The organism is Streptomyces sp. NEAU-174, from assembly GCF_052665095.1.
Genome location: NZ_JBQTCE010000023.1, coordinates 79409 through 104749 on the forward strand (window position 1 = coordinate 79409; position 25341 = coordinate 104749).

Here is a 25341-nt window from a genome sequence, read left to right on the forward strand (position 1 = left end):
CCCCCATGCCGATGCCAAGCCGCTGCGATCTCCTCATCCGTGGTGCCGGCGTCGTCTCGGTGCACACCGGCGAGGTCCGGCCGGCGGACGTGGTGGTGACCGGGGACCTCATTCGAGCCGTGGTCGCGCCCGGTGTGCGGATCGACTCCGACCGCGTCCTGGACGCCGAGGGGCTGCTGCTGGCGCCCGGGTACATCGACGCCCATATGCACATCGAGAGCTCGCTGCTCACCCCCGCCGAGTTCGCCCGGATCACGGTGCGGCGCGGTACCACCACTGTGCTCGCCGATCCGCACGAGATCGTCAACGTCGCCGGGCGCGACGCCATGGCCTGGATGATCGAGCAGGGCCGCGCGCCCGCGCAGACCATGCTGTGGGCCGTGCCCTCCTGCGTCCCCGCGCTCGAGGGTTTCGAGACCGCCGGATCCCGGCTCACCGCCGAGGACATCGACGAGATGCTCGACTGGGACGGGGTGACCACGCTCGGCGAGGTGATGGACTACCGGGCCGTCGTCGAGGGTTCCCCGCGGATGCGGTCGATCGTCGAGGCCGCCCGGCGCAAGGGCGTCCGGCTCGACGGCCACTGCCCGGGCCTGACCGGCGACGATCTGGGCGAGTACCTCTGGGCGGGGATCGACTCCGACCACACCAAGAACACCCCCGAGGTCGCCGTCGAGAAGGCCCGGCTCGGAATGTTGCTGATGCTCCAGGAGAAGTGCCTCACCCCCGAGTTGGTGGCCCGCCTCCGCGAGCTCCCCGTCCTGCCCGACTTCTGCCTGGTCACGGACGATCTGGCAGCCGATGCCATCCTCGAGCGCGGACATCTGGACCATATCGCCCGGGTCGCGCTGGATGCCGGGCTCAGCCCGCTGACCGTGCTCCGGGCCCTCACCCTGCACCCGGCACGCCGCCTCGGCCTGGACGACCGTGGCGTGGTGGCACCGGGGAAGCGGGCCGACCTCGTCCTGCTGCGCGCGCTGGAGGACCCGACGCCGGTGACCGTCGTCTGCGGTGGACAGGTCGTCGAGGCCGCCGACGCCGACGCGACGGCCCCGGTCCGCAACCCCTTCGCCGACTCGGTACGCCTCAGCCCGCTCGACGAGGACGACTGCCGCTGGCGGGTGGAGCTGCCCGATGGGGAACACACCTTCCGGGCGCTGCGGGTGAACCCCGTGGACACCTTCACCGAACCGGCCGAGGTCGTGCTGCCCGTACGGGACGGCACCGTGAAGTGGGAGGGCAGGACGGCCGTGCTCGCGGTGTACGAGCGCCACCAGCGCTCCGGCCGCCGGACGATGGCCCCCGTGGTCGGCTTCGAGCTGGCCGAGGGCGCGGTCGCCACCACGTACGCACACGACAGTCACAACCTCACCGTCGTCGCCACCGACGCCACCGCGCTGCGCCATGCGGCCAATCGGGTGATCGGCTCCCACGGTGGCATCTGTGTGGCCGTCGCCGGAGAGCCGGTCGTCCACCTCCCGCTGCCGGTGGGCGGCGTGATGTCCCCGGCCCCGGCCGCCGCGGTCGCCCGGGGCGCGGCCGCCGTACGGGAGGCGCTGCACCGGTGGGGCTGGCGGCACCGCAATGCCTTCATGAGCATCTCGACCATGACGCTGCCCGTCTCGCCGCGGATCAAGCTCACCGACAAGGGCCTGGTGCGGGTGGTCGACCGGGCGTGGGAGCCGGCCGTCGTCCGACGGCCGGACAGGATCGGCTGACGGCCGAAGGGGGGCGGCCGTCAGCCGCGTCCGGGGGCCCGGGCCGGGCCGTCGCCGTCAGCCGGTCTCCGTCCTGCGCGCGCGGTACGACATCCAGGCCGCCACCACCGCCCCCGAGACGTTGTGCCAGACGGAGAACACCGCGGCCGGGAGCGCGGCCAGCGGGCTGAAGTGGGCGGCGGCCAGGGATGCGGCGAGCCCGGAGTTCTGCATGCCGACCTCGAAGGCCATGGCCCGGCTGGCGGGCGCGCCCAGCCGGGCCAGCTTCCCGGCCCCGTAGCCCAGCGCCAGGCCGAGCCCGTTGTGGAGCACCACGGCGAGCAGCACCAGCGCCGCCGCCGACTTGATGGCGTCCGCGCTGGCGGCCACCACGATGGCCACGATCACGCCGATGGTGACGGCCGACAGCCACGGCAGCAGCCCCAGCAGCCGCTGGATGAACCGCCCGGCGACCAGCCGTACGACCAGCCCCCCGACCACCGGCAGCAGTACGGTCTTGAGGATGTCGGTGACCATCGACTCCGCGTCCACCGGCAGGAACTCCCCGGCAAGCAGCAGCGTCAGCGGCGGGGTGACCAGCGGCGCGAGCACCGTGGAGACGGTGGCGACGGACACCGACAGCGCCACATCGCCGCGCGCCAGATACGTCACCACGTTGGAGGCCGTTCCGCTCGGCGCGCAGCCGACCAGGATGACACCGGCCGCCAACTGCGGGGAGAGACCGAGGGCGTTGGCGATCAGCCACCCGAGACCCGGCATGATCACATAGTGCGCGACCAGCCCGAGCGCCACCGCCCAGGGCCGCTTGGCCACACCGGAGAAGTCCCGCGGGGTCATGGTGAGCCCCATGCAGAACATGACCACGCCGAGCAGATAGGGCACGTTCGGTGCCCAGCCGCTGAAGGTGCCGGGCGTGGCGAGGCCCGCCGCACCGGCGGCGAGGACGAGGAGGGGGAAGACGGTGACGGCCCGCCGGGCCGCCCGGTCGGCGGCGGCGGGCTCCGGCGACGACGAGGGCGCCTGCCCCGCCGTCGTCGGGGAGTTGGCCGCGGAGCTCTTCGATTCGGATCGCACCGCGTGATGGAACGCTTCCGGAGGTGCCTTCCGCAACACCGTCTCGTTATGTGGTCACTACACCCACTATGGGGAACTCAGCGGCGGCAGCGGCAGCGGAAGCCCCGGCAGCCCGTCGATGCTGCTGGCGATGTGCTCCTTCTTGTGGAAGTAGCGGTCCAGCGATTCGTCGTCCTCCCGCTGGAAGCGGGAGGCGTGCAGCGGGCGGTCCTCGCGGTAGTCCAGATACGGCACCGCGTAACCGCAGGTGTCCCGGATCAGCTCGGCCGTCACCACGATGACCGCCCGCAGCCCGTGGTCCTCGACATCGATGTCCGGGAAGTGCTTCAGCAGCGCGGGGAAGCGCGGATCGTCACGGAACACCGGCTCGCCCCGGCCGTGCACGCGCACGATGTTCGGCGGGCCGGTGAAGGCGCACCACATCAGGGTGATCCTGCCGTTCTCCCGCAGATGGGCGATGGTCTCCGCGTTGCTCCCCGCGAAGTCCAGGTAGGCCACGGTCAGTTCGTCGAGTACGGCGAAGGAGCCGGTCAGCCCCTTCGGGGAGAGATTCACCGTGCCGTCCCCGGCCAGCGGGGCGGTGGCGGTGAAGAACATCTTCTGCTCTTCGATGAAGGTGCGGAGCCTGCCGTCGATACGTTCGTACACCTTTCCCATGTGGCGCATTATCCCTGCGGGTGGTCGCCGGGGCGATGGTTCCATGGGCGTATGGCCACCAAGAAAGCGTCCGCGAGCAAGCCCGAGATCCGGATCCGCCGGGTTTACGACGCCCCCGACCCGGACGACGGCACCCGCGTCCTGGTGGACCGCGTCTGGCCGCGCGGCCTCGCCAAGGCCGACGCCCGGCTGGACGACTGGGCCAAGGACGCCGCCCCGTCCACCGAGCTGCGCCGCTGGTACGGCCACGACCCGGATCTCTTCCCGGAATTCACCCGCCGCTACCGCGCCGAGCTCACCGCCCCGGAGCGCCGCGAGGCCGTCGCCCACCTCCGCGAGCTGACCGCCTCCGGCCCTCTGACCCTCCTCACGGCCGTGAAGGACCTCGACCACGGCCATGTCCAGGTGCTGGCCGAGGAGATCCGCGACCAGGAGTGAGCGCCGCCGAGAAAGGGCCTCAGACACATAGCTCCGCCGAATAGCGGGCGAAGCCGCTGGTGTGCCAGGTGGAGCCGTCCGCGGTGATCACGAACGCCTCGGCGTCGGGGAGCCGTCCGAGCCACGGGCGGGCGCGTTCGGCGCCCATGGCGCAGGCCGCGGTGGCCACGGCGTCCGCGTCGGCCAGGCTGGTGGCGATCACCGTGACCGAGGCCAGGCCCTGCGCCGGGGGGCGGCCGGTGCGGGGGTCCAGGATGTGGCAGCCCCGCTCGGCCGGGCCCGAGGTGGCCACCGCCAGCTCGCCGTGGGTCTCCACGATCGCGGCCAGCTCGCCCCGGCGCAGCGGATCGGCGATGCCCACCCGCCAGGGGCCGCCGTGCACCTGGACGTCGCCGCCGCCGTTCACACACACCGACCCGGCGCCGGAGGAGACCAGCATCCGGGCGGCGCGCTCCACCGCCCAGCCCTTGACCAGGCCGGTCGGGTCGAGGCGGCCACCGGCGTACCGGGCGGTGAACCAGCCGCCGCTGCGGTGCTCGGCGTCCTCGCACATCCGCAGCACATCGCGGACCTCGGGATCGCAGCGCGACAGCGTCAGCTCACCGCGCCCCAGCCGGCTGATCTGGCTGTCCCGGCGATAGGTGGAGAACAGCTCGTCCACCCGGTGCAGCCCGACCACGGCCCCGTCCAGCGCGGCCTGCACCCGGGGCCGGTCGGCGGGCGCGACCTCGCGGATGTCGAAGGAGAAGACCGTGCCCATGACGTGCTCGACATGGCGCAGCGGCTCGGGTTCGTCCATTCCGTACGTCACTTGGCACCCGCCTTGTCGAGCGCGCTCTGGAGCGACTTGGCGTAGCCCTCGCTGGTGTAGGTGGCCCCGGAGACCGTGTCCACCTTCGCCGCGGACACCGCCTGCTGGTTGAGCTTGGGGATGGAGTCCTTGGCGATCTGCTCGCTGCGAGGCCCGGAGTCCGGGGTCTTGACCGCCTGCGCGCCGGTGATCTTCCCGCCGTTGACGGTGAGGCTCACCTGGACCGGGCCGTACTGCGTCTGCACGGCGTCGCCGGTGACCGTACGGGCGCCGCCCGCGCCCGCCCCGGCCCCCGCGCCCGCCCCGCCCGGCTGTGCCGTGGCCGCGACCGGGGGCGCCTGCCCCGGCTGGTTCTCGGCGACGGCCTGGCCGCCCCCGGAACCGGGCTGCTTCAGTGCGAGCAGCAGCACCACACCGGAGACGGTGGCGGCCGTTCCCACGATGATGCGGCGCAGCGGATGCTTCCTCTTCATGGCTTCACCTCGGTCACAGCTCGAAGGATTCGTGGTGGATCCGGCGATCCGGAACCCCCGCCTCACGCAGCGCCCCGTAGGCGTGCTCGGCCAGGCCCGGTGGGCCGCACAGATAGACGTCGTGGTCCTCGATATCGGGGAGCAGATGGCCGAGCCGCTCCGCGGTGATCTCCGGCCGGGCGCCGTCCGGGCCGTTCACCGCGTACAGCAGCCGGGCCCCGCGCTCGGTCGCGATCTGCTTCAGCTCGTTCCACAGCGCCAGGTCCTCGACGCTGCGGGCCCGGTAGAGCAGGGTGAGGTCGCTGCCCTTGCCCGGCAGCGTCTCGAACAGCGCCCGGATCGGGGTGATCCCGGCACCGCCCGCGATCATCAGCACCTTGCCGCGGCTGCGCCGGGCCGCGGTCATCGCGCCGTACGGCCCCTCCGCCCACACCCGCGTCCCCGGCTTCAGCGAGGCCAGCCCCGTGCTGTGGCCGCCCACCGCCTTCACCGTGATCCGCAGCAGCTCCGGCCGGGGCGGCGCGGAGAGCGAGTACGGATGGGAGCCCCAGCGCATCCCCGGGGCCAGGAACCGCCATCGGAAGAACTGCCCGGCCTGCGCTCCGATCCGGTGCAGCTTGCGCCCCTTGATCAGCACCGACACCACTCCGGGGGCCTCCGGTACGACGGCCTCCACCCGCATCCGGTGCCGCAGGTTCAGCCGCAGCGGCACCAGCAGCCGGTACCAGACCACCAGCGCGGTGACCGTGCCGTACAGCGCGTACCAGGCGGTCTCCGCGGTCTTGTTCCCGACGAACTCGGCGCCGGTCGCGAGCTGGTGCCAGAACGTCAGGAAGACCGCCAGATAGGTGAACAGATGCAGGTAGTACCAGACCTCGTAGGGCATCCGGCGGCGCACCATCCCCGCCGAGATCAGCCCGATCACCACCAGCATCGCGGTGCCGACCACCGCCTTGATCATGTCCGGGTAGTCCATGACCACGGTGACGGACTGGTCGACGAGGCCGGTGCCGGCCTGCTCCGCGTAGCCCGCGATGATCAGCCCGACATGCGCCACGATCAGACACAGCGCGTACCGCCCGCTCAACGCGTGCCACCGCGAGACCCGGTCCGACCCCACCCGCCGCTCCAGCGCCGGAACGCGCGCCATCTGGAGGACGACGAGGGCGAGGACATAGCCGCCGAGCAGCCCGCTGAGCCGCCCGGCGTGGGTCAGCCACTGCGCGGTGCCCTCGACGTTCGGGGTGTTCTGCCACCACAGCGACAGCACCGCCGCCGCACCTGCCAGGCTGAGCAGGATCAACGGCACGGCATGCGAACGGCGGGGCTGGATGCGGCGCATCGCCTGCCGCCGCCCGGCCCGGCTGTTCAGTAGCGTCGTCACGGCCTGTCCCCTTCCCTTGGGCTCCGGCGCAAGGGAATACGGCCCCGAGCGCGGGATGACTCAAAGGCCGCCGGGATTCACAGGTTTCGGCCGTGGCTCACAGATTTCGGCCGTGGCTCACAGGTCCGGCTCAGGCTTCACAGGCTTCGGGCGTCACCGGCGGTGGCGTACGGGCAACAGCAGCTCGCTCACCACCGGCAGGTGGTCCGACGCCTCCGGGTCCGCCGTGCACACCTGGGCGGTGAGCGGGCGCAGGTCGCGGGAGGGGAGGAGGAAGTCGATACGGGCGTGCGGGTTGACGGAGTCGTAGGTGAAGCCGTCGCCGGTCCCGGCCTGGGGCCACACATCGCCGAGCGCGTCGGTCAGGGTCCGGATCTCCGGGGTCTCGGACGTGGCGTTCAGATCGCCGACCAGGATGGTGCGCTCGGGGGAGGAGCCGAGGAGCTCGACGATTCGGGCGGACTGCCGCTCGCGCTCCTGGCTGTCGTTGTGCTGGAGATGCGTCACCGCGAAGTCGACGCACGCGCCGCGCACGTCCAGCGTGGCCCGGAGCAGACCGCGCTGCTCATGGCCGGGGATGAGCGGCAGCGGGGTGTTGGTCCAGGACCGGATCGGCCGGCGGGAGAGCACCGCGGTGCCGTACTGACGGCGTGGCCGGCCGGGCTCCTCCGGGTCCAGGTCGAGGTTGGCGCCGAAGGCGTGCCGCATCCCCAGCCGCTCGCCCAGCCAGGCGGGCTGGTCGACGAAGCCGCTGCGCTTCCAGAACCGGTCGACCTCCTGAAGGCCGACGACGTCCACCCGCATGGCCTGGATCACCCGGGCGACGCGGTCCAGGTCGAGTACGTCGGCGGGGCTCGCGCCGTGGTGGATGTTGAACGTGGCCACGCGCAGCGGCCGCGGGCCGGTGGCGGCGGCCGCCACCCCGGCCGTCCCGGCGGCGGCGGTGGCACCGAGGCCGGCCGCCGCGGCGAGGAACCGGCGGCGGCTGGGGGCAGGGTTCAGCTGATTCATGGCGGTCAGCGTGCGTTCCGGTTCCGAACGCCTTCCCACGGCGCCATGAACGGCCTCGGGCGGGTGGGAGTCGTCTCGGCCGGAGCCGTCCGCCGTCCGCGCCCCCATGGCCGTCACCGATGGTGGAACTTGATCGGGTAGGACACCGTTGAGCGCGGTTCGGGCCGCTTCTTGGCGTCCTTCCCGCCGCCCTTCTTTCCGTCGTCCTTCTCGAAGTGGACGGGATACCGGGCCGTCTGATGCGGATTCGGCGATTTGTCGTCGCGGGTGTTGCCGTCACCGTGGTTGTTGATCCACAGGACCCCGACCACGAATGCGCCGAGCACCATCATCTGCTTCTTCTGCACCGGCCCCGACTCCCCCTCGGTCCGCAGCTGCGCTCCCCGCCCCGCCATGGTCTCAGCCCGGCGGCCGAATGGGCAGGTGCTACCGCGTGGTGAAAGCGCCTCCGTTGACGTGAATGGTCTGGCCGGTGATGTGCCGCGCGCCGGGCGAGGCGAGGAAGAAGGCGGTTCGTGCGATGTCCCAGGCCGTGCCGGCACGCTTGTTGTGGGTCTCCGCCACGAGCGCGGCGCGGCGTTCTTCGGTCATCTGGCCCTGGAAGAAGTTCGTACCGGCGATGAAGCCCGCGGAGATGACATTGCAGGTGACGCCCTTCGGCGCGAGCTCGGCGGAGGTCGAGGCGTTCCACGCGGCCAGGGCGGCCTTCGCCGCGCCGTACGAGCCGCCCCGGCGCTCGGCGCCGATCGAGCCGATGCTGATGACGGAACCGCCGCCGGTCAGCTTCTCCTGGACGGAGGCGGTGGTCAGCACCGCGGTGAGCAGGTTCTGGGACAGGCTGCTGTGCCACTGGGCGAGCAGCGCGTCCAGGGGCGAGAGGCCGTCGGACGCCGCCTCGGGCAGTCCGCCGGCCGCGTTGACCAGGACGTCCAGCTCGTCGAGCCGGTCGGCGAGGGCGGCGACCGGCTCGGGGGAGCCGGCGTCACAGACGACGCCGTGCGCACCCGTCTCCTTGGCGGTCCGTTCGACGGTGTCGGGGTGGCGGCCGGTGATGAAGACCTCCGCCTGGTCGGCGATGAACGCCTCCGCGATGGCGCGGCCGATGCCGCTGGTGCCACCGGTGATGAGCACGGTCCGGCTCACAACTCCTCCTCCACTCAGCTACGTTTAGGTCTAAACGTAACTCATGGCGACAGGAGAACGCATCCATGGCCGACCCCGGCCCCACCCCCGATGTCCCGGAGCCCGGCGCCTATGGCGCATCGGAGGAGCCCGGGGCCGTCCACTCCGCCGCGGACATCGCCGCGGCCTGGCGGCGGGAGCGCCCGGGTGCCCCCACGGAGTCGATCGAGATCGTCACCCCCATCTGGTGGCTGGGGAAGCTCTTCGCCGACGATCGCGACCGGGCGCTGCGCGCGGCGGGGATCGACGCGGCCACCCTCGATCTGCTGTCCGTCATCCGCCGCTCCGGCCCGCCCTACGCCCTGAGCACGCGCGAGATCGCCCGCCGGACCATGGTGACCGCCGGAGCGATCTCGCAGCGCGTCGCCCGGGCCGAGCGGGAAGGCCTCGTCGTGCGCAGACCCGGGACCACCGGCCGTCGCACCGTCCTGGTGTGTCTGACGGCCGAGGGCCACGCCCTCATCGAGCGGTCCGTCGACACCGTGCTCGGCCGCGAGGCCAGGCTGGTGCACGGCCTGTCGGACGAGGAGCGCACGGTGCTCGCCGGGCTGCTGGACAGGCTGATGGCGGACGTCCGGCGGCGTACGGGGCGGTGACCGGGGGAGGGCCCGGAGCCCGCCGCATTGACGAAACATACAGTCCAGTGCATACTCATGCAGAGAAGCGCATGGATCGTAAGAGCGCATGGATCGTAAGGAGGCACCCGTGACCGAGCGCGTCGTACTCGCCTACTCGGGCGGCCTGGACACCTCCGTCGCCATCGGCTGGATCGCCGAGGAGACGGGTGCCGAGGTCATAGCCGTCGCCGTGGACGTCGGCCAGGGCGGTGAGGACCTGGACGTCATCCGCAAGCGCGCGCTCGCCTGCGGGGCGGTCGAGGCGGAGGTCGCGGACGCCAAGGACGAGTTCGCGGAGGAGTACTGCCTTCCGGCGATCAAGGCCAACGCGCTGTACATGGACCGGTACCCGCTGGTCTCCGCGCTGTCCCGGCCGACCATCGTCAAGCACCTGGTGGCCGCCGCCCGCAAGCACGGCGCCGGGACCGTCGCCCACGGCTGCACCGGCAAGGGTAACGACCAGGTGCGGTTCGAGGCCGGTATCTCCTCCCTCGCCCCCGATCTGACCTGCATCGCGCCGGTCCGGGACTACGCGATGACCCGGGACAAGGCGATCGCCTTCTGCGAGGCCAAGGGCCTGCCGATCGCGACCAGCAAGAAGTCCCCGTACTCGATCGACCAGAACGTCTTCGGGCGGGCCGTGGAGACCGGCTTCCTGGAGGACATCTGGAACGCGCCGATCGAGGACCTCTACGAGTACACCTCCAACCCGGCCACGCCGCGCGAGGCCGACGAGGTGGTCATCACCTTCGACAAGGGCGTCCCCGTCGCGATCGACGGCGAGCGCGTCACCGTGCTCCAGGCCATCCAGCGGCTGAACGAGCGCGCGGGCGCCCAGGGCGTCGGCCGGATCGACATGGTCGAGGACCGGCTGGTGGGCATCAAGTCGCGGGAGGTCTACGAGGCGCCCGGCGCCATCGCGCTGATCACCGCCCACCAGGAGCTGGAGGCCGTCACCGTCGAGCGCGAGCTGGCCCGCTACAAGCGGCAGGTCGAGCAGCGCTGGGGCGAGCTGGTCTACGACGGCCTGTGGTTCTCACCGCTCAAGCGGGCCCTGGACGGATTCATCGCCGAGGCGAACGAGCAGGTGTCCGGCGAGATCCGGATGACCCTGCACGGCGGCCGGGCCGTCGTCACCGGACGGAGGTCGCAGGCGTCGCTCTACGACTTCAACCTGGCGACCTACGACACCGGCGACACCTTCGACCAGTCGCTGTCCAAGGGCTTCATCGAGATCTTCGGCATGTCCAGCAAGATCGCCGCGAAGCGGGATCTCCAGCAGTAGCCTGCCTACCAGCGTCAAGCCCGCGTACCCGACGTACGCGACGCGTCACGAGCCGCCTCCCCGCCCCGCGGCGGGGAGGCGGTCGCACACCCACAGCCGACAGGAGCAACAGCGTGAGCAACGGCAACAGCGGCGACGTCCGGCTCTGGGGCGGCCGCTTCGCCGACGGCCCGTCCGAGGCACTGGAGAAGCTCAGCGCCTCCGTGCACTTCGACTGGCGCCTGGCGCCGTACGACATCGCCGGATCCCGCGCCCACGCCCGGGTGCTGCACACGGCGGGGCTGCTCACCGCCGATGAGCTGGAGCGGATGCTGGCGGGCCTGGACCGGCTGGAGGCCGATGTCGCCTCCGGCGAGTTCACCGGCACCATCGCCGACGAGGACGTCCACACCGCCCTGGAGCGCGGACTGCTGGAGCGGCTGGGCCCGGACCTCGGCGGCAAGCTGCGGGCCGGACGGTCCCGGAACGACCAGATCGCCACTCTCTTCCGGATGTATCTGCGCGACCACGCCCGGATCGTCGGCGGGCTGATCGCCGACCTCCAGCAGGCCCTGGTGGGGCTCGCGGAGGCGCATCCGGACGTCGCGATGCCCGGCCGTACCCACCTCCAGCACGCCCAGCCGGTGCTCTTCGCCCACCATGTCCTCGCCCATGTCCAGGCGCTGTCCCGGGACGCGGAGCGGCTGCGGCAGTGGGACGAGCGCACCGCCGTCTCGCCGTACGGCTCCGGTGCGCTGGCCGGGTCCTCGCTGGGTCTCGACCCGCAGGCGGTCGCGTCCGACCTCGGCTTCGAGCGGGGCTCGTCCGCCAACTCGCTCGACGGCACGGCCTCCCGTGACTTCGTCGCCGAGTTCGCGTTCATCACCGCCATGATCGGCGTCGATCTGTCGCGGATCGCGGAGGAGATCATCCTCTGGAACACGAAGGAGTTCTCCTTCGTGACCCTCCACGACGCCTTCTCCACCGGCTCCTCGATCATGCCGCAGAAGAAGAACCCGGACATCGCGGAGCTCGCCCGCGGCAAGTCCGGCCGGCTGATCGGCAACCTCACCGGGCTGCTGGCCACGCTCAAGGCCCTGCCGCTCGCGTACAACCGCGACCTCCAGGAGGACAAGGAGCCGGTCTTCGACTCCTGCGACCAGCTGGAGGTGCTGCTCCCGGCCTTCACCGGGATGATGGCCACGCTGACCGTCAACCGCGAGCGCATGGAGGAGCTGGCCCCGGCCGGGTTCTCGCTGGCCACCGACATCGCCGAATGGCTGGTACGGCAGGGTGTGCCGTTCCGGGTGGCACACGAGGTCGCGGGGGAATGCGTCAAGGAGTGCGAGCGGACGGGCATCGAGCTCGACCAGCTCACCGACGAGCAGTTCGCCAAGATCTCGCCGCATCTGACGCCCGAGGTCCGCGGCGTCCTCAATGTGCAGGGCGCGCTGGCCGCGCGCGCCGGCCGCGGCGGCACCGCCCCCGTGGCGGTGCGGGCCCAGCTCGCGGAGGTCAAGGAGGACCTGGCCGCCCAGTACGCGTGGGCGGGCGCCAAGCGCTGACAGCGACGGACCGAAAGGGAGAGGTGGGGACACGGAGCATGGGCGTCGAACGTCTCACGGAGATCGCGGCCCCCGATGCGGGGGCGGCCCGGATCGGGCTCGGCCTGGCCGCGGTCGGCCGCCCCGCCTACATCAACCTCGGCCGGGACCGTGACCTCCCGGCCGAGCGCCCGGTCGAGGTGATGCGGCGGCGCAGCCATGAGCTGCTGGACGCCGCGTACGCCGCCGGGGTGCGCTATCTGGACGCCGCGCGCTCCTACGGCCGGGCCGAGGAGTTCCTCGCCGACTGGCTGCTGGAGCGCCCGGACGCCGCGCGGGACGTGGTCGTCGGCTCCAAGTGGGGCTATACGTATGTCGCCGAGTGGCGTACGGACGCCGAGACCCACGAGGTCAAGGACCACGGCGTCGAGACCTTCGAGCGGCAGCGCGAGCTGACCGACGCGCTGCTCGGCGACCGGCTGGACCTCTACCAGATCCACTCGGTGACCCCCGAGAGTCCGGCCCTCACCGACCCCGGGCTGCACGCGCGGCTGGCGGAGCTCGCCGCGGAGGGCGTGACGGTCGGCGTGTCCACCAGCGGTCCGCGCCAGGCCGAGGCGATCCGCGCCGCGCTGGCCGTGGAGGTCGACGGCCGGCCGCTCTTCCGTACCGTCCAGTCCACCTACAACCTGCTGGAGCCCTCTGCCGGGGCGGCGCTGGCCGAGGCCCATGCGGCGGGCCGGGCGGTCATCGTCAAGGAGGCCGTGGCCAACGGCCGGCTCACCGCGGCGGCCGAGCGGCTTCCGGAGGCCCAGCGCCGGGTGACCGAGGAGACGGGTGCCACTCCGGACGCGGTCGCGCTGGCCGCGGTGCTGCACCGCCCCTGGGTGACGGTCGTCCTCTCCGGCGCCGCCACGACCGACCAACTGCGGTCCAACCTGACCGCCGCGGATCTCCGCCTGGACGAGCCCCGGCTGGCCCAGCTGGAGGAACTGGCCGAACCCCCGGAGACCTACTGGCACCACCGCTCGGCACTGCCCTGGGCGTGACGGCTCCGGCCCCGAGATGCCGTCGACGTCTGCGGCGCCGTCGTGGCTGGTCGCGCACCGTGGCGGAGCCCCGCTTTTCAGCCCCTCCGGCGTTTGAGGAGCGGGGTCTGGGGCGGAGCCCCAGTTGTGGGAAGGGGCGGGTAGGGGAGCAGCCCGCCGCAGGCGTACGCGTACCGCCGGGCACCGTACCCGCTACAGCAGGCTCAGGAACGAACGCACCGCGCGGGTGTACGGCCGAGGCGCGTCGTCATGGATCCAGTGACCGCACCCGGCGAACTCGCGGAGCCGCGTGTTGGGGCGCCGGGTGGCCATCTCATGGGCATGGCCCGGCGGCAGCAGCGAACTGTGCTCGCCACGCATCAGCAGCGCGGGACAGGACGAGCCCAGCCAGTCGTCCCAGAAGTCACCGCACATCGCCTGCTGGGACGCCATCATATGGCTGGGCTCGAACAGCAGCCGCCAGCCGCCCGATTGCGGGTCCGGCTCGGCGCTGTCCAGGAAGTACGAGGCGTCCGCGATGCCCCGGGACTCGATGGCGGCGCGCAGCTTCTCCCGGTCCACGGCCCAGGTCGGCCACCCGGAGACATCGAGCACCGGATGGCTGACCACCGGACGGTCCGTCACCGCGCCGATGTCCTCGACGACGAGCGCGCTCACCAGCTCCGGATGGCGGGCGGCCAGCGCGTACGCGCCCACCGCGCCGGTGGAGTGGGCGACGACCGGGACCGGGCCGAGGTCCAGCTCCCGCAGCAGCGCGGCGGCGTCGGCCACGTACTCGTCCAGTGTGAAGGGGCCACCGCCGCCGGTCAGCCCGTGCCCCCGCTGATCGAGGGCGATCACCCGCCGTTCGGGGGCGAGCGCGGCGGCCAGCGGCGCGTACATCCGGCCCCGGCCGAAGTGGCCGTGCAGGGCCAGGACCGGGTCGCCCGGCCCGCCGAAATCGGTCACGGCGAACCGCCGACCGCGCAGCATCACGAAGTCGGGGGAGGGCACGGTCATCGTGGTCACTCGCGGCACCATAGTGGCCGTGCCCGGTGGTGACCAGCGGGTAGTGGAATCCGATCTTCCGCAAGCCTGATGCCCCAGGACACCGGCCGGAGCGTCGGCTCGCCGGAGCGCGAGGCGGCCGTGTTGCCCGAAACGCACGGCGCCCGGCCGCGCGCGCCCGCGCGACCAAACCCCGGCGGCCCGGATGTAACTCCGCGCGCCCGGACGCAGAACCGCGTCGGTCCGAACACCGGACCGCCGCGGTTCGCCCGAAAACACCAGGCGTCAGCCGTTATGCGGCGGACTTCGCCTTCGTGGCGTAGATGTCCACGTACTCCTGCCCCGACAGCCGCATGACCTCGCTCATCACCTCGTCGGTCACGGCCCGCAGCACATAGCGGTCGCGGTCCATGCCCTCGTAGCGGGTGAACTCCAGCGGCTCGCCGAAGCGGACCTCGACCTTGCCCGGCCGCGGCAGCCCCTTGCCGCCCGGCTGGATCCGGTCGGTCCCGATCATCGCGAACGGCACCACGGGCGCGCCGGTCATCAGCGCGAGGCGGGCGATACCGGTGCGGCCGCGGTAGAGGCGGCCGTCGGGGGAGCGGGTGCCCTCGGGGTAGATGCCGAAGACCCGGCCCTCCTCCAGCACCCGGCGCCCCGTCATCAGCGCCGCCACACCGCCGCGTCCGCCGTCCCGGTCCACCGGGATCATGCCGACGCCGGTGAAGAACCAGGCCATCAGCCGGCCCTTGAGGCCCTTGCCCGTGACGTACTCGTCCTTGCCGATGAAGAAGACCTGACGGTCACAGACCAGCGGCAGGATCATCGAGTCGATGAAGGTGAGATGGTTCCCGGCGAGGATCACCGGGCCCGAGCCCGGAATGCCCTCGGCCCCCTCGACCCGTGGGCGGAACATCAGGCGCATCAGCGGACCGAGTACTGCCTTCAGAAACGCGAATCGGGACACGGGCCCTCCGGTCGGGGTCAAGGTCTGGGACGCAACCGTGTACGGTCCGTCAACCTCGTACCGCACCCGGGCGCCGATGAGGACGATACTCGCCGGTCGCGCTCCGGCGCACACCAGGTTCACCCACCTGGTACGTCGTGTTGACCCGCGTTCCCCACGCGTTTCGCCCGATGTCTCCCGTAGGAAAGCCGCCCACGCCTACCATCAGGCCGTTCTCTGACGGGATTTGACAGGTGTTGAACACCACATCAAGGAGTGCTGCATGGAGCGGGAGCAGAAGCCCGGACGGCGCGCCCTGCTGGGGGCCGCGGCCCTCGGTGCGGGAGCGATGGCGCTGAGCGGTGCGGGCACGGCGACGGCCGCGGAGACGCGGACCGCGCCGGGCGCGGCCGCGGGAGCGTCCGGCCGGGGCCATGAGCTCCCGGTTCCCACCGTGATCGGCCACCGCGGCGCCAGCGGCTACCGGCCCGAGCACACTTTCGGCTCGTACCAGCTCGCCCTGGACATGGGCGCGGACATCATCGAGCAGGACCTGGTCCCCACCAAGGACGGCCATCTGGTCTGCCGCCACGAGAACGACATCACGGCCACCACGGACGTCTCCGCCCACCCGGAGTTCGCCGACCGCAAGACCACCAAGACGGTCGACGGCACCAAGCTCACCGGCTGGTTCACCGAGGACTTCACCCTCGCCGAGCTGAAGACGCTGCGCGCCAAGGAGCGCATCCCGGGCAACCGCCAGCGCAACACCCTCTACGACGGCCGCTGGGAGGTGCCCACCTTCGAAGAGGTGCTCCAGTGGGCCGAGCGCCAGGGCCGCGAGCGCGGCCGCCGGGTCTGGCTGTACGTGGAGACCAAGCACCCCACCTACTTCCGCAAGCTCGGCCTCGGCCTCGAGGAGCGGGTGGCCAAGCTGCTCCGCCGCTACGGCCGCCACCGCAAGGACTCGGCGCTGTTCCTCCAGTCCTTCGAGCCCAGCAGCATCCAGCGGCTGCGCAAGCTGGTGGACACCCCGGCCGTCGTGCTGCTGTCCACGATCAACAGCAGGCCCTGGGACTTCGTCGAGGCGAACGACCCGCGGACGGTCGCGGACCTGGTCAAGCCCGAGGGGCTCAAGTGGATCGCGAGCTACGCCCAGGGCATCGGCCCCGATCTGTCGGTCATCATCCCCCGGACGCCGGACGGCAAGCTGGGCACGCCGACCAGCGTGGTGAAGGACGCGCACGCGGCGGGGCTGATCCTGCACCCGTACACCATGCGCAACGAGAACACCTTCCTCCCGGCCGACTTCCGCCGCGGCAGCGACCCCAACGCCTACGGTGACGCTTTCGGTGCGTTCAAGGCATACTTCGCGACCGGAATCGACGGCATCTTCTCCGACAACGCGGACACCGCGCTGCTCGCGGCGGCGGACTTCCGCAAGTGATCCGCCCGATCCGGCCGTAAGGCGAGTGATCCGTCCGTGAGAGGCGGCGGCGGGGCGCGCGAGCGTCAAGGCGCGGCCCCGCCGCTTCCCCGGTCGGGTGAGACCACGGTCACCCGGCAACCACCCCACGACCGGCCCTCGTCCCGCCCGGCATGGACCTTGTGAAGCAGCTGGGCCCGTTGCTGGCCGCCGAAGCGGAGGCCGAGGCACACGGCGTCGGCGTCGAGCCCGCCGAACTCGAACAGGCCGTCTGGCTGCGGCTGCTGGAGCGCACCCGGGACACCGGACCGCCGCCCCACCCCGCCCGCTGGCTGCGCTGCGCCGTACGGGCCGAGGTGCGCGGGGCCAGGCGCCGGGCGCGCCGCGAGGTGCCGTACGACCCGGTGGCCGGCGGCCCGCCCAGCGGCCCCGAGCCGCGCCCGGCCGAACACGCCGTGCTGACCGCGGAGACCCGCCGGACGCTGCGCGCGGCGGTGCGGCGGCTGCCCGGGCGCTGCCCCGCGCTGCTCGCGGCGATGCTCTCCCGCGCCGATCCGACGTATCGCGAAATCGCCGGTCAGTTGGGAATGTCACAGGGCAGTCTGGGCCCGGTACGTTCCCGATGTCTGGGTTGCCTGCGCAGAATGCTCACGGCGGAGGTTGCGGCTCCTGAACCATGGGGAAAGGAGCGATAGACAACCGGCGCCTCGGAGGCGGACGCCGACCACGCGGCGCCTCCACCCAGGCCATGAACCCCCGGTCGCACTCCTACCCTCACCGCGGCCGGTGGACTGACGACATAGGGGAGGCATGCGCACATGGGCATGAGCGTGACCATCTCCGCGGCGACCGCGGACGACGCCGAGCAGATCCTGAAGCTCCAGTATCTGTGCTACCAGGCCGAGGCGGAGCTCTACGGCGACTATTCGATCGAACCGCTGACGCAGTCGCTCGACGACCTGCGCGCCGAACTGAGCGAGGGCTGTGTGCTCGTCGCCCGGCTCGGCGCGGAGGTCGTCGGTTCGGTCCGCGGAGTCGTCGACGACAAGGGCACCGCCGCCATCGCCAAGCTGATCGTCCACCCCCGGATGCAGCGGCACGGCCTGGGCGGACGGCTGCTCGCGGCGATCGAGGAGCGACTCTCCGAGGAGCGGGCCGCCAAGCGGTACCGCCTGTTCACCGGCCACCGCAGCGAGGGCAATCTGCGGCTGTACCGCCGCTACGGCTACGCACAGGTGGGCACCGAGGAGGTCAACCGCAGGCTGAGCCTGGTCACCCTGGAGAAGGACGCCACGGCCACGGCGTACGCCCGCAGCGCCTGACGCGGGACGCGGGGCCCGCCGGGGTCAGCTCCGGCGGGCCTTCCGCAGCCACAGCAGGCCCGTGACCGGCAGGAAGATCGGGATGAACAGATAGCCCATCCCGTAGTCGGACCACACCGTCTGGTCCGGGAAGGCCGACGGGTCGGCGAGGGTCCAGGTGCCCACGGTCAGCACCCCCAGCAGCTCCAGCGCACAGCAGACGATCGCCGCCTTGCGGGCGCCCTCGCCGCCGCGCACCAGCGAGACCGTGATGAACGCGTACACCACGGCGGAGACCGCCGAGAGGATGTAGGCGAGCGGGGCCTCCTGGTACTGCGCGATCAGCTGGTAGACCGAGCGGGACGCGGCGGCCACCGTGAAGACCCCGTAGAGCATCACCAGCAGCCGCCCCGGCCCCTGACCGAGCCCGGTGCGCGCGGCGGACTCCGGTTTCCCGGCCGCCCTCTCGGCTTTCCCGGTCGCCTTGCCGGCCGCCGGTTCCTCGGTCATCGACGCCTCCCGTGATTCAGCCACCGACGCCTCCCCAGATGTCGTAGAGCCGCACCTCGAGCACGGCCAGCACCACGGCCGCCGCGGAGACCGTCGCCGACCCCCAGCGGGTCCGCTCCGTCAGCGACATGAACGCCGCGATCGGCACCGCGAGCGCCGAGCCGATGAGATACGCCACGAAGATGGCCACGCCCTGCTGGGGGTCGGCCCCGCCCGCCAGCCGCACCACTCCTATGACCAGCTGCACGATCGCCAGCAGGGCCACCACGGCCATGCCGATGAAGTGCCAGTCCTTGGTCGGCTGGTCCCGGTAGGCGGCGAAGCCGCACCACGCGGCGAGGAGGAGCGCGGTCACACCGAGCGCGACCGTCAGCGCGTCGATCAACGGGACCTCCGCGCGGTGCGGCGGCGCACCCGACGGCGGCGCACACAGGGAGTGACAAGCATGGGACGAGGGTAATCGGCCCGGCCCGGCGCACTGCGCTCGGCCCCGCGCCCGAGGGCCTCCGCCGGCCCCACGTACGCTGCGGCGCATGAAGATCTCCGCTGACGCGCTGTTGTTCGACAACGACGGAACCCTCGTCTCGTCCCTGGACTCGGTCCTGCGCTGCTGGACCCGCTGGGCCGAGGAGCAGGGGATCGCGGCGGAGGACTTCGCCCGGGTCGAGCTGCACGGCCGTCCGGCCGACGACATCATCGCCGAGCTGCTGCCCGCCGACCGCGCCGCGCGGGCCCGGGCGCGCATCGACGAGCTGGAGCTGGCGGACGTACCGGGCGGGGTGAAGCTGCTCCCCGGCGCCGCCGAGCTGCTTGCGGGGCTGCCCGCCGGGCGCTGGGCCGTGGTGACCTCCGCCTACCGCGAGCTGGCCGAGGCCCGCCTCGCGGAGGTGGCGATCCGGCCCGGGACGCTGATCAGCGCCGATGACATCACCCGTGGCAAGCCCCACCCCGAGCCGTTCCTGCTGGCCGCCGAGCGGCTCGGAGTCGACCCGGCACGCTGTGTGGTCTTCGAGGACGCCCCGGCCGGGCTCGCGGCGGGCCGCGCGGCCGGGATGCGGACCGTGGCATTGGCCACAACGACCGACCGGGCAGAGCTGATCGCCGATGTCGTGGTCGAGGACCTGTCGGCCGTGTCCGCACGGGTCTCCGAAGGCGGAGTGGAGATCACCTGCCGGGTCTGAACCGGCTCCCGGCCACCCCGTCGGCTGTCCACGAAGCGAGCAGAGCCGTCCGTTATACGGACACCCTTGATGGGTCCCCGCCGGTGTCTGTTTTACTTGCAGCCATGACCACGACGAGCTGCCGCATCCCTGCGACCGAGGCGATTCCCGCGCCCGGTGCTCGTTGTCGGTGTCGAATGTGTGACTGCTGAGGGCCCCCGCTGAGCCTCGCGCCCCGAAGCGAGACCCGCTGAGCCGGATCCGTGCGTCCATCGCGCCGGACCGCGCCGCCCCGCGTCACCGGAACCCGAACCCCGCCCACACATCGGGCACGCCCTCGGGTCCACCCTGCCGCGTTCCGAAATGAACGAGCCGTGCCCGGCGGCACCAACCGCCGCGCACTCAACAGTGACGGAAACCCTGTGATCACCACCACGGACCTGACCAAGGTCTACCGCTCACGAGGCCGCGAGGTCACCGCCCTCGACGGCGTCGATCTGCATGTCCGCGAGGGCGAGGTGTACGGCGTCGTCGGCCAGAGCGGCGCCGGGAAGTCCACCCTCATCCGCTGTGTCAACCTCCTGGAGCGCCCCACCTCCGGCACGGTCACCGTGGCCGGCCAGGACCTCACCGCACTGGCCGGGCGTGGCCAGCGGGCCGGGTCCGCGCTGCGCCAGGCCCGCAGCCGCGTCGGCATGGTGTTCCAGCACTTCAACCTGCTCTCCTCGCGCACCGTGCGGGACAACGTCGAGCTGCCCCTGGAGATCCTCGGCGTCTCCGGCAAGGAGCGCACCCGCAAGGCCCTGGAACTGCTGGAGCTGGTGGGCCTCGCCGACAAGGCGAAGGCGTACCCCGCACAGCTCTCCGGCGGCCAGAAGCAGCGCGTCGGCATCGCCCGCGCGCTCGCCGGCGACCCCAAGGTGCTGCTCTCGGACGAGGCGACCTCCGCGCTCGACCCCGAGACCACCCGCTCGATCCTCCAGCTGCTGCGCGACCTCAATGAGCAGCTGGGCCTGACCGTGCTGCTCATCACCCACGAGATGGACGTCGTCAAGACGATCTGCGACTCGGCCGCGCTGATGCGCGACGGGCGGATCGTGGAGTCCGGCAAGGTCAGCGAGTTGCTGGCCACCCCCGGCTCCGAGCTGGCCCAGGAGCTCTTCCCGGTCGGCGGGGTGCCCTCGGGCGAGGACCGCACGGTCGTGGACGTCACCTTCCAGGGCGAGGCGGCCACCAAGCCGGTCATCTCCCAGCTGTCCCGTACGTACAACATCGACATCTCGATCCTCGGCGCCGCCATGGACACCGTGGGCGGCCACCAGGTCGGGCGGATGCGGATCGAGCTGCCCGGCCGGTTCGAGGAGAACGTCGTGCCGATCGGCTTCCTGCGGGAGCAGGGCCTCCAGGTCGATGTCGCGGCCATCGCCGACGGCCCGCGCGCGAACCCGACCCCGCTGCTCAAGGAGGGCGCCAAGTGACCTGGTCCGAGATGGAGCCCCTGCTGGAGCAGGCCTGTTGGGACACCCTCTACATGGTCGGCTGGTCGGCGCTGATCGCCGTCGCCGGCGGACTGCCGCTCGGTGTGCTGCTGGTCCTCACCGACCGCGGCGGAGTGCTCCAGAACGTGGTGGTGAACAAGGCCGTCGGGCAGGTCGTCAACATCGCCCGCTCGATGCCGTTCATCATCCTGATGGTCGCCCTGATCTCCTTCACCCGCGCGATCGTCGGCACCACCATCGGTCCCGAGGCCGCCATCGTGCCCCTGGCCATCGGCGCCATCCCCTTCTACGCCCGGCTCGTGGAGACCTCGGTGCGCGAGGTGGACGGCGGGCTGGTGGAGGCCGTGCAGTCGATGGGCGGCTCCACCTGGACGGTCGTCCGCAAGGTGCTGCTGCCCGAGTCGCTGCCGTCGCTGATCTCCAGCGCGACCACCACGATCGTCGCGCTCATCGGCTATTCCGCGATGGCCGGCACGGTCGGCGCCGGTGGCCTCGGTGACCTCGCCGTCCGCTACGGCTATCTGCGGTTCGAGACCAAGCTGATGTGGATCACCGTCGCCATCCTCGCGGTGGTCATCGCCATCATCCAGTTCGCGGGCGACCTCGCCGCCCGTGGTCTGTCGCACCGCGGCCGCTCCTCGGTCGCACCGCGGCTGGTGCTGCTGCGCGGCGGGGCGTCCCGGGCCGGGAAGCCCGCTCCGGCGCCGGAGCGGCGGGCGGCGCCCGCCGAGATCGAGTCCGTGGAGCCCACCAAGGTCCCCTGAGCCCCCACACCCCCGCACCCCGTACCACCCCGCTCGTACTCCGCTTCCGCACCCGCGGCGGATTCGTGCGCCCTCGAAGAAAGGCACTTTTCGTGCGTAACACCACCAAGACCGTCACCACCGTCCTCGCCGCCGGAGCGCTCGCCCTCGGTGTCGCCGCGTGCGGCGCCCCGGGTTCGTCGGACGACAAGAACGGCGCGCTGGTCGTCGCCGCGAGCCCCGTCCCGCACGCGGAGATCCTCAACTACGTCAAGGACCACCTGGCCGACAAGGCGGGCCTCAAGCTGGAGGTGAAGGAGTTCACCGACTACAACACGCCGAACCTGTCCACCCAGGACGGCTCGGTCGGTGCCAACTACTTCCAGAACCAGCCGTTCCTCGACGACTTCAACAAGAAGAAGGGCACCGACATCGTGCCCGTCGTCACCGTGCACCTCGAGCCGCTCGGCCTCTACTCGCACAAGGTGAAGAAGGCCGACGAGCTCAAGAAGGGCGCCACCGTGGCCGTCCCGAGCGACACGGTCAACGAGGCCCGCGCGCTGAAGCTGCTGGACGCCAATGGGGTCATCAAGCTCAAGAGCGGCGTCGGCAACGAGGCCACCCCCAAGGACATCACGGCCAACCCCAAGGGCCTGAAGTTCAAGGAGCTGGAGGCCGCCCAGCTGCCGCGGTCGCTCGACGACGTGGACGCCGCGGTCGTCAACGGCAACTACGCCATCGAGGCGCACCTCAAGCCCGCCAAGGACGCCATCATCCTCGAGTCGCCCCAGAACAACCCGTACGCCAACTTCCTGGCCGTGAAGAAGGGCAACGAGGACGACCCGCGCGTGAAGAAGCTGGCCAAGCTGCTCACCTCCCCACAGGTGAAGAAGTTCATCAAGGACCAGTACCAGGGCTCCGTACTGCCGTCCTTCTGATCCCGCGGCACACCGCCACCACCGCAACGAATTCGCCAACGTTTCCCGCCCGCCGGCGGATCCCCGAGGCTCCGCATCCGGACCGCGACCGGATGCGGAGCCTTCCGATTCACCCCCCGTGCTGCATTTCCCCTGGGTGATGCTGCATGCTGGGCTTTTCCACGGCCCAGACAACCACCCCCGGTTACGGAGCGGCGCATGACATCCACCTTCCCGGACATCTCCATCAGCACGGAACGGCTGGTGCTGCGCCCGTTCGAGGAAGCGGACATACCCGCGCTCGCCGACATGATGAACGACGAAAGCGTCATCGCCTGGACCCGGGCGCCCTATCCGTACAGCCTCGGCGACGCCCGCGACCAGGCGCTGCGGCTCGCCCCGGCGGAACGGACCACCGGTCGCGGAATCGTCTTCGCGGTCGCCGAATTCCTCACCCAGCGGCTCGTCGGCATCGTGCATCTGCGCAATACCGACTGGCGGCTGCTGGCCACCGAGGTCAGCTATATCGTCGCCCACTGGGCGCGCGGTGAGGGCTATGCCTCGGAGTCGGTGCTGGCCGTGGCCCGCTGGCTGTTCCAGGACCAGAAGTTCGAGCGCCTGGAGCTGCGCACCGCCGCCGGCAACACCGCCGCCCAGCAGGTCGCCCAGAAGGTCGGCTGCATCAGCGAGGGCGTACTGCGCCACGCCTGGATAGCCCGCACCCAGACGGAGGACGGCGGCTGGACCGATCTGCGCACCGACCTCATCGTCTGGAGCCTGCTCGCCGAGGACCTCGACGGCGCCACCGGCCAGCTCTCCGGGCCCGACGGCTTCGGCGTCTATCCCAGCCACTCCGACTGGGGCTGATCCGGCCGGGGCCGACACCCCCACCGCACCCCGGCCGGGGCGGACATCCGGCGCATTCGCGCCGTCCGCGCCCTCGGCGCACCACCCCAGCGCCCGCCCCCGCTCCGGCGGTCCGGACCAGCCGGGGTACTCTCTGTCCGCGCCGAGCACCCGCGCCTCGGCCGCATCCGGGGCCGTGACCCGCGCATCCGCGGCGCACCGGCCGCGACCGCCCGTGGACCCTCACGGGCAACCCGCCGCGACGCAGCCGCACCCCACCGCGACGCACCCGACAGACCCGACCCGCCACACATAGGGGAGAACAAGGACGATGGCCGACCGCGTCACGGTGATCGGTTGGGACGGCACCCCGCTCACGGACGCGGCCCGCTCCGCCCTCGGCGCGGCCACCCTCGTGGCCGGCGCCGCCCATCACCTGGCGCTGCCCGAAGTCCCGCCCGGTGCCGAGCGGATCCGGCTCGGCAGCGTGGACCTCGCGGCCCGCAGGATCGCCCAGCACCGCGGCTCCGCCGTGGTCCTGGCCGACGGCGACCCCGGCTTCTTCGGCGTCGTCCGCGCCCTGCGCGCCCCCGAGCACGGGCTCGAGGTCGAGGTCGTCCCCGCCGTCTCCTCCGTCGCCACCGCCTTCGCGCGGGCCGGGATGCCCTGGGACGACGCCCAGGTCGTCGTCGCCCACAGCCGCGATCTGCGCCGCGCGGTCAACGTCTGCCGCGCCCACACCAAGGTCGCCGTCCTCACCTCGCCCGGCGCCGGGCCCGCCGAACTCGCGCTGCTGCTCGGCCCGGTGCACCGCACCTTCGTCATCTGCGAGGCCCTGGGCACCGAGCGCGAGCAGGTCACCGTGCTGACCTCCGACAAGGCCGCCGACCACGCCTGGCGCGACCCCAACGTCGTCATCGTCATCGGCGGCTCCGGCATAGCGCCCGTCCGCGGCGGCTCGTCGGCCGGTGCCGCCCGTGGCGCGCTCCAGAGCGGCGGCTGGATCGCCGGACGCGAGCCGGGCTACCCGGGCACCGTCCGCGGCTGGGCGCTGCCCGGCCCCGCGTACGGGACCGCGCTGAGCGAGAGCGAGTCCCCGCAGCTGCGCTCCCTGCAACTCGCGCGCGTCGGCCCCCGCCTGGGCGACCTGGTCTGGGACATCGGAGCGGGCAGCGGCGCGGCGGCCGTCGAGACCGCCGGGTTCGGCGCCGCCGTCATCGCCGTCGACCGCGACCCGGACGCCTGTGAGCGCACCGCCACCCTGGCCCGCCGCTTCGCCGTACAGCTCCAGGTGATCCAGGGCGTCGCCCCCGGGGTGCTGGAGGACCTGCCGGAGCCGGATGTGGTGCGGATCGGTGGCGGGGGCGCGCCCGTGGTCGCCGCGTGCGCCGCGCGCCGCCCCGAGCGCATCGTCACCCAGGCCACGACCCGGGACGAGGCGGAGGCCATCGGCGCGGCGCTCGAGGACGGCGGCTACGCCGTCGAATGCGTACTCCTCCAGTCCGTCGAACTGGACACGCGGGGCTGGACGGAACGGGAGCGCGCGGTCGCCTTCATGCTGTGCGGCCACCGCCCGCACCAGTGATTTTGTCCTTGTGACGTTCGCCCCGAGCTTCGCCCCGGTGACCTGCTCGAGGTAGTGCGCGGGGTAGGCTGGCGGATCGTTGTACTGCCTATACCGCTGCCCGGCGTTCGGCGCTTTATTGGCCAAAGGCCGGAATGTGCCCCTCCCTTGGTGGGGCCGCGGTAGGCAAGGCTCGGGCGTGTCTACGTGCCGCGCACGG

General features: G+C 72.0%; 27 protein-coding genes. 15 read left to right on the plus strand and 12 right to left on the minus strand.

The annotated features are described in order from the left end of the window. The first annotated feature begins 5 nt into the window (after positions 1-5). Positions 6-1718, plus strand: coding sequence for an adenine deaminase C-terminal domain-containing protein (locus tag ACT2CW_RS43950; RefSeq protein WP_445520656.1), 1713 nt, complete (start codon positions 6-8; stop codon positions 1716-1718). 57 nt (positions 1719-1775) lie between these two features. Here the strand turns inward: ACT2CW_RS43950 and ACT2CW_RS43955 are convergent, their stop codons facing one another. Beyond that, on the minus strand, positions 1776-2792 hold the full coding sequence (locus tag ACT2CW_RS43955; protein WP_445520657.1) for a bile acid:sodium symporter family protein: 1017 nt from the start codon (positions 2790-2792) through the stop codon (positions 1776-1778). Positions 2793-2858: 66 nt separating this feature from the next. Continuing rightward, positions 2859-3449: a pyridoxamine 5'-phosphate oxidase family protein gene (locus tag ACT2CW_RS43960; RefSeq protein ID WP_445520658.1), complete on the minus strand. Its 591-nt coding sequence runs from the start codon at positions 3447-3449 to the stop codon at positions 2859-2861. A 51-nt stretch (positions 3450-3500) separates the two neighbouring features. Between ACT2CW_RS43960 and ACT2CW_RS43965 the strand changes: the two genes are divergently transcribed. After that, positions 3501-3887 (plus strand): DUF488 domain-containing protein, encoded by a 387-nt coding sequence (locus ACT2CW_RS43965; protein WP_445520659.1) that lies wholly within the window; start codon positions 3501-3503, stop codon positions 3885-3887. A gap of 19 nt (positions 3888-3906) precedes the next feature. Here the strand turns inward: ACT2CW_RS43965 and ACT2CW_RS43970 are convergent, their stop codons facing one another. The 6 genes from ACT2CW_RS43970 to ACT2CW_RS43995 form a co-directional block, all read right to left on the minus strand. Further along, on the minus strand, positions 3907-4647 hold the full coding sequence (locus ACT2CW_RS43970) for an FAD:protein FMN transferase (protein ID WP_445520702.1): 741 nt from the start codon (positions 4645-4647) through the stop codon (positions 3907-3909). A gap of 47 nt (positions 4648-4694) precedes the next feature. Continuing rightward, the gene (locus ACT2CW_RS43975; RefSeq protein ID WP_037964513.1) at positions 4695-5171 is read right to left on the minus strand and encodes an FMN-binding protein; all 477 of its coding nucleotides are present in this window, start codon (positions 5169-5171) and stop codon (positions 4695-4697) included. 13 nt (positions 5172-5184) lie between these two features. Continuing rightward, positions 5185-6513, minus strand: coding sequence for a ferredoxin reductase family protein (locus ACT2CW_RS43980; RefSeq protein ID WP_166484175.1), 1329 nt, complete (start codon positions 6511-6513; stop codon positions 5185-5187). 195 nt (positions 6514-6708) lie between these two features. Continuing rightward, positions 6709-7566 carry an endonuclease/exonuclease/phosphatase family protein gene (locus ACT2CW_RS43985; RefSeq protein WP_445520660.1) on the minus strand — a complete coding sequence of 286 codons (858 nt, stop codon included), beginning with the start codon at positions 7564-7566 and terminating at the stop codon, positions 6709-6711. A gap of 113 nt (positions 7567-7679) precedes the next feature. After that, positions 7680-7961, minus strand: coding sequence for a hypothetical protein (locus ACT2CW_RS43990; RefSeq protein ID WP_445520661.1), 282 nt, complete (start codon positions 7959-7961; stop codon positions 7680-7682). Positions 7962-7992: 31 nt separating this feature from the next. Continuing rightward, positions 7993-8709 (minus strand): SDR family NAD(P)-dependent oxidoreductase, encoded by a 717-nt coding sequence (locus ACT2CW_RS43995; protein WP_445520662.1) that lies wholly within the window; start codon positions 8707-8709, stop codon positions 7993-7995. A 65-nt stretch (positions 8710-8774) separates the two neighbouring features. On the opposite strand from ACT2CW_RS43995, the gene ACT2CW_RS44000 reads away from it, so the two are divergent. The 4 genes from ACT2CW_RS44000 (at position 8775) to ACT2CW_RS44015 (ending at position 13222) form a co-directional block, all read left to right on the plus strand. Next, positions 8775-9344 carry a MarR family winged helix-turn-helix transcriptional regulator gene (locus ACT2CW_RS44000; protein ID WP_445520663.1) on the plus strand — a complete coding sequence of 190 codons (570 nt, stop codon included), beginning with the start codon at positions 8775-8777 and terminating at the stop codon, positions 9342-9344. Positions 9345-9453: 109 nt separating this feature from the next. Continuing rightward, entirely contained in the window at positions 9454-10650 is a 1197-nt protein-coding gene (locus ACT2CW_RS44005; RefSeq protein WP_182469710.1) for an argininosuccinate synthase, read from the plus strand. Between the two features lie 113 nt (positions 10651-10763). Next, the gene (gene argH, locus ACT2CW_RS44010) at positions 10764-12194 is read left to right on the plus strand and encodes an argininosuccinate lyase (protein WP_445520664.1); all 1431 of its coding nucleotides are present in this window, start codon (positions 10764-10766) and stop codon (positions 12192-12194) included. 38 nt (positions 12195-12232) lie between these two features. Beyond that, positions 12233-13222 carry an aldo/keto reductase gene (locus tag ACT2CW_RS44015; protein ID WP_445520665.1) on the plus strand — a complete coding sequence of 330 codons (990 nt, stop codon included), beginning with the start codon at positions 12233-12235 and terminating at the stop codon, positions 13220-13222. Positions 13223-13414: 192 nt separating this feature from the next. Here ACT2CW_RS44015 and ACT2CW_RS44020 read toward each other — a convergent pair whose 3' ends face one another. Together ACT2CW_RS44020 and ACT2CW_RS44025 are read right to left on the minus strand one after the other, a co-directional pair. After that, positions 13415-14221: an alpha/beta fold hydrolase gene (locus ACT2CW_RS44020; protein ID WP_250853462.1), complete on the minus strand. Its 807-nt coding sequence runs from the start codon at positions 14219-14221 to the stop codon at positions 13415-13417. A gap of 280 nt (positions 14222-14501) precedes the next feature. Further along, positions 14502-15134 carry a lysophospholipid acyltransferase family protein gene (locus ACT2CW_RS44025; RefSeq protein ID WP_166484177.1) on the minus strand — a complete coding sequence of 211 codons (633 nt, stop codon included), beginning with the start codon at positions 15132-15134 and terminating at the stop codon, positions 14502-14504. A gap of 304 nt (positions 15135-15438) precedes the next feature. Between ACT2CW_RS44025 and ACT2CW_RS44030 the strand changes: the two genes are divergently transcribed. From ACT2CW_RS44030 to ACT2CW_RS44040, 3 genes are all read left to right on the plus strand, one after another. Next, a complete protein-coding gene (locus ACT2CW_RS44030; protein ID WP_445520666.1) occupies positions 15439-16602 on the plus strand; it encodes a glycerophosphodiester phosphodiesterase in 1164 nt (387 codons plus the stop codon). 152 nt (positions 16603-16754) lie between these two features. Next, on the plus strand, positions 16755-17276 hold the full coding sequence (locus tag ACT2CW_RS44035) for a sigma-70 family RNA polymerase sigma factor (RefSeq protein ID WP_445520667.1): 522 nt from the start codon (positions 16755-16757) through the stop codon (positions 17274-17276). Between the two features lie 123 nt (positions 17277-17399). Next, positions 17400-17903 (plus strand): GNAT family N-acetyltransferase, encoded by a 504-nt coding sequence (locus tag ACT2CW_RS44040; protein ID WP_164434715.1) that lies wholly within the window; start codon positions 17400-17402, stop codon positions 17901-17903. 24 nt (positions 17904-17927) lie between these two features. On the opposite strand, the gene ACT2CW_RS44045 is transcribed toward ACT2CW_RS44040, so the two are convergent. Both ACT2CW_RS44045 and ACT2CW_RS44050 read right to left on the minus strand, forming a co-directional pair. Beyond that, a complete protein-coding gene (locus tag ACT2CW_RS44045) occupies positions 17928-18392 on the minus strand; it encodes a hypothetical protein (protein ID WP_445520703.1) in 465 nt (154 codons plus the stop codon). A 16-nt stretch (positions 18393-18408) separates the two neighbouring features. Next, positions 18409-18777, minus strand: a complete 369-nt coding sequence (locus ACT2CW_RS44050; protein ID WP_020867132.1) for a hypothetical protein — start codon at positions 18775-18777, stop codon at positions 18409-18411. A 148-nt stretch (positions 18778-18925) separates the two neighbouring features. Here ACT2CW_RS44050 and ACT2CW_RS44055 point away from each other — a divergent pair, with 148 nt between their 5' ends. The 6 genes from ACT2CW_RS44055 (at position 18926) to cbiE (ending at position 25142) form a co-directional block, all read left to right on the plus strand. Next, positions 18926-19573 carry an HAD-IA family hydrolase gene (locus tag ACT2CW_RS44055; protein ID WP_138916619.1) on the plus strand — a complete coding sequence of 216 codons (648 nt, stop codon included), beginning with the start codon at positions 18926-18928 and terminating at the stop codon, positions 19571-19573. Positions 19574-19974: 401 nt separating this feature from the next. Beyond that, on the plus strand, positions 19975-21030 hold the full coding sequence (locus ACT2CW_RS44060; protein ID WP_138916618.1) for a methionine ABC transporter ATP-binding protein: 1056 nt from the start codon (positions 19975-19977) through the stop codon (positions 21028-21030). Beyond that, complete coding sequence (locus ACT2CW_RS44065) at positions 21027-21815, plus strand: methionine ABC transporter permease (RefSeq protein ID WP_445520668.1); 789 nt, start codon at positions 21027-21029, stop codon at positions 21813-21815. Before ACT2CW_RS44060 ends, ACT2CW_RS44065 begins: the two co-directional genes overlap by 4 nt. A 92-nt stretch (positions 21816-21907) precedes the next feature. After that, positions 21908-22732, plus strand: a complete 825-nt coding sequence (locus ACT2CW_RS44070) for a MetQ/NlpA family ABC transporter substrate-binding protein (protein WP_445520669.1) — start codon at positions 21908-21910, stop codon at positions 22730-22732. 198 nt (positions 22733-22930) lie between these two features. Next, complete coding sequence (locus ACT2CW_RS44075) at positions 22931-23578, plus strand: GNAT family N-acetyltransferase (protein WP_164434722.1); 648 nt, start codon at positions 22931-22933, stop codon at positions 23576-23578. A gap of 310 nt (positions 23579-23888) precedes the next feature. Next, on the plus strand, positions 23889-25142 hold the full coding sequence (gene cbiE / locus ACT2CW_RS44080; RefSeq protein WP_182469702.1) for a precorrin-6y C5,15-methyltransferase (decarboxylating) subunit CbiE: 1254 nt from the start codon (positions 23889-23891) through the stop codon (positions 25140-25142). Positions 25143-25341 lie beyond the last annotated feature (199 nt).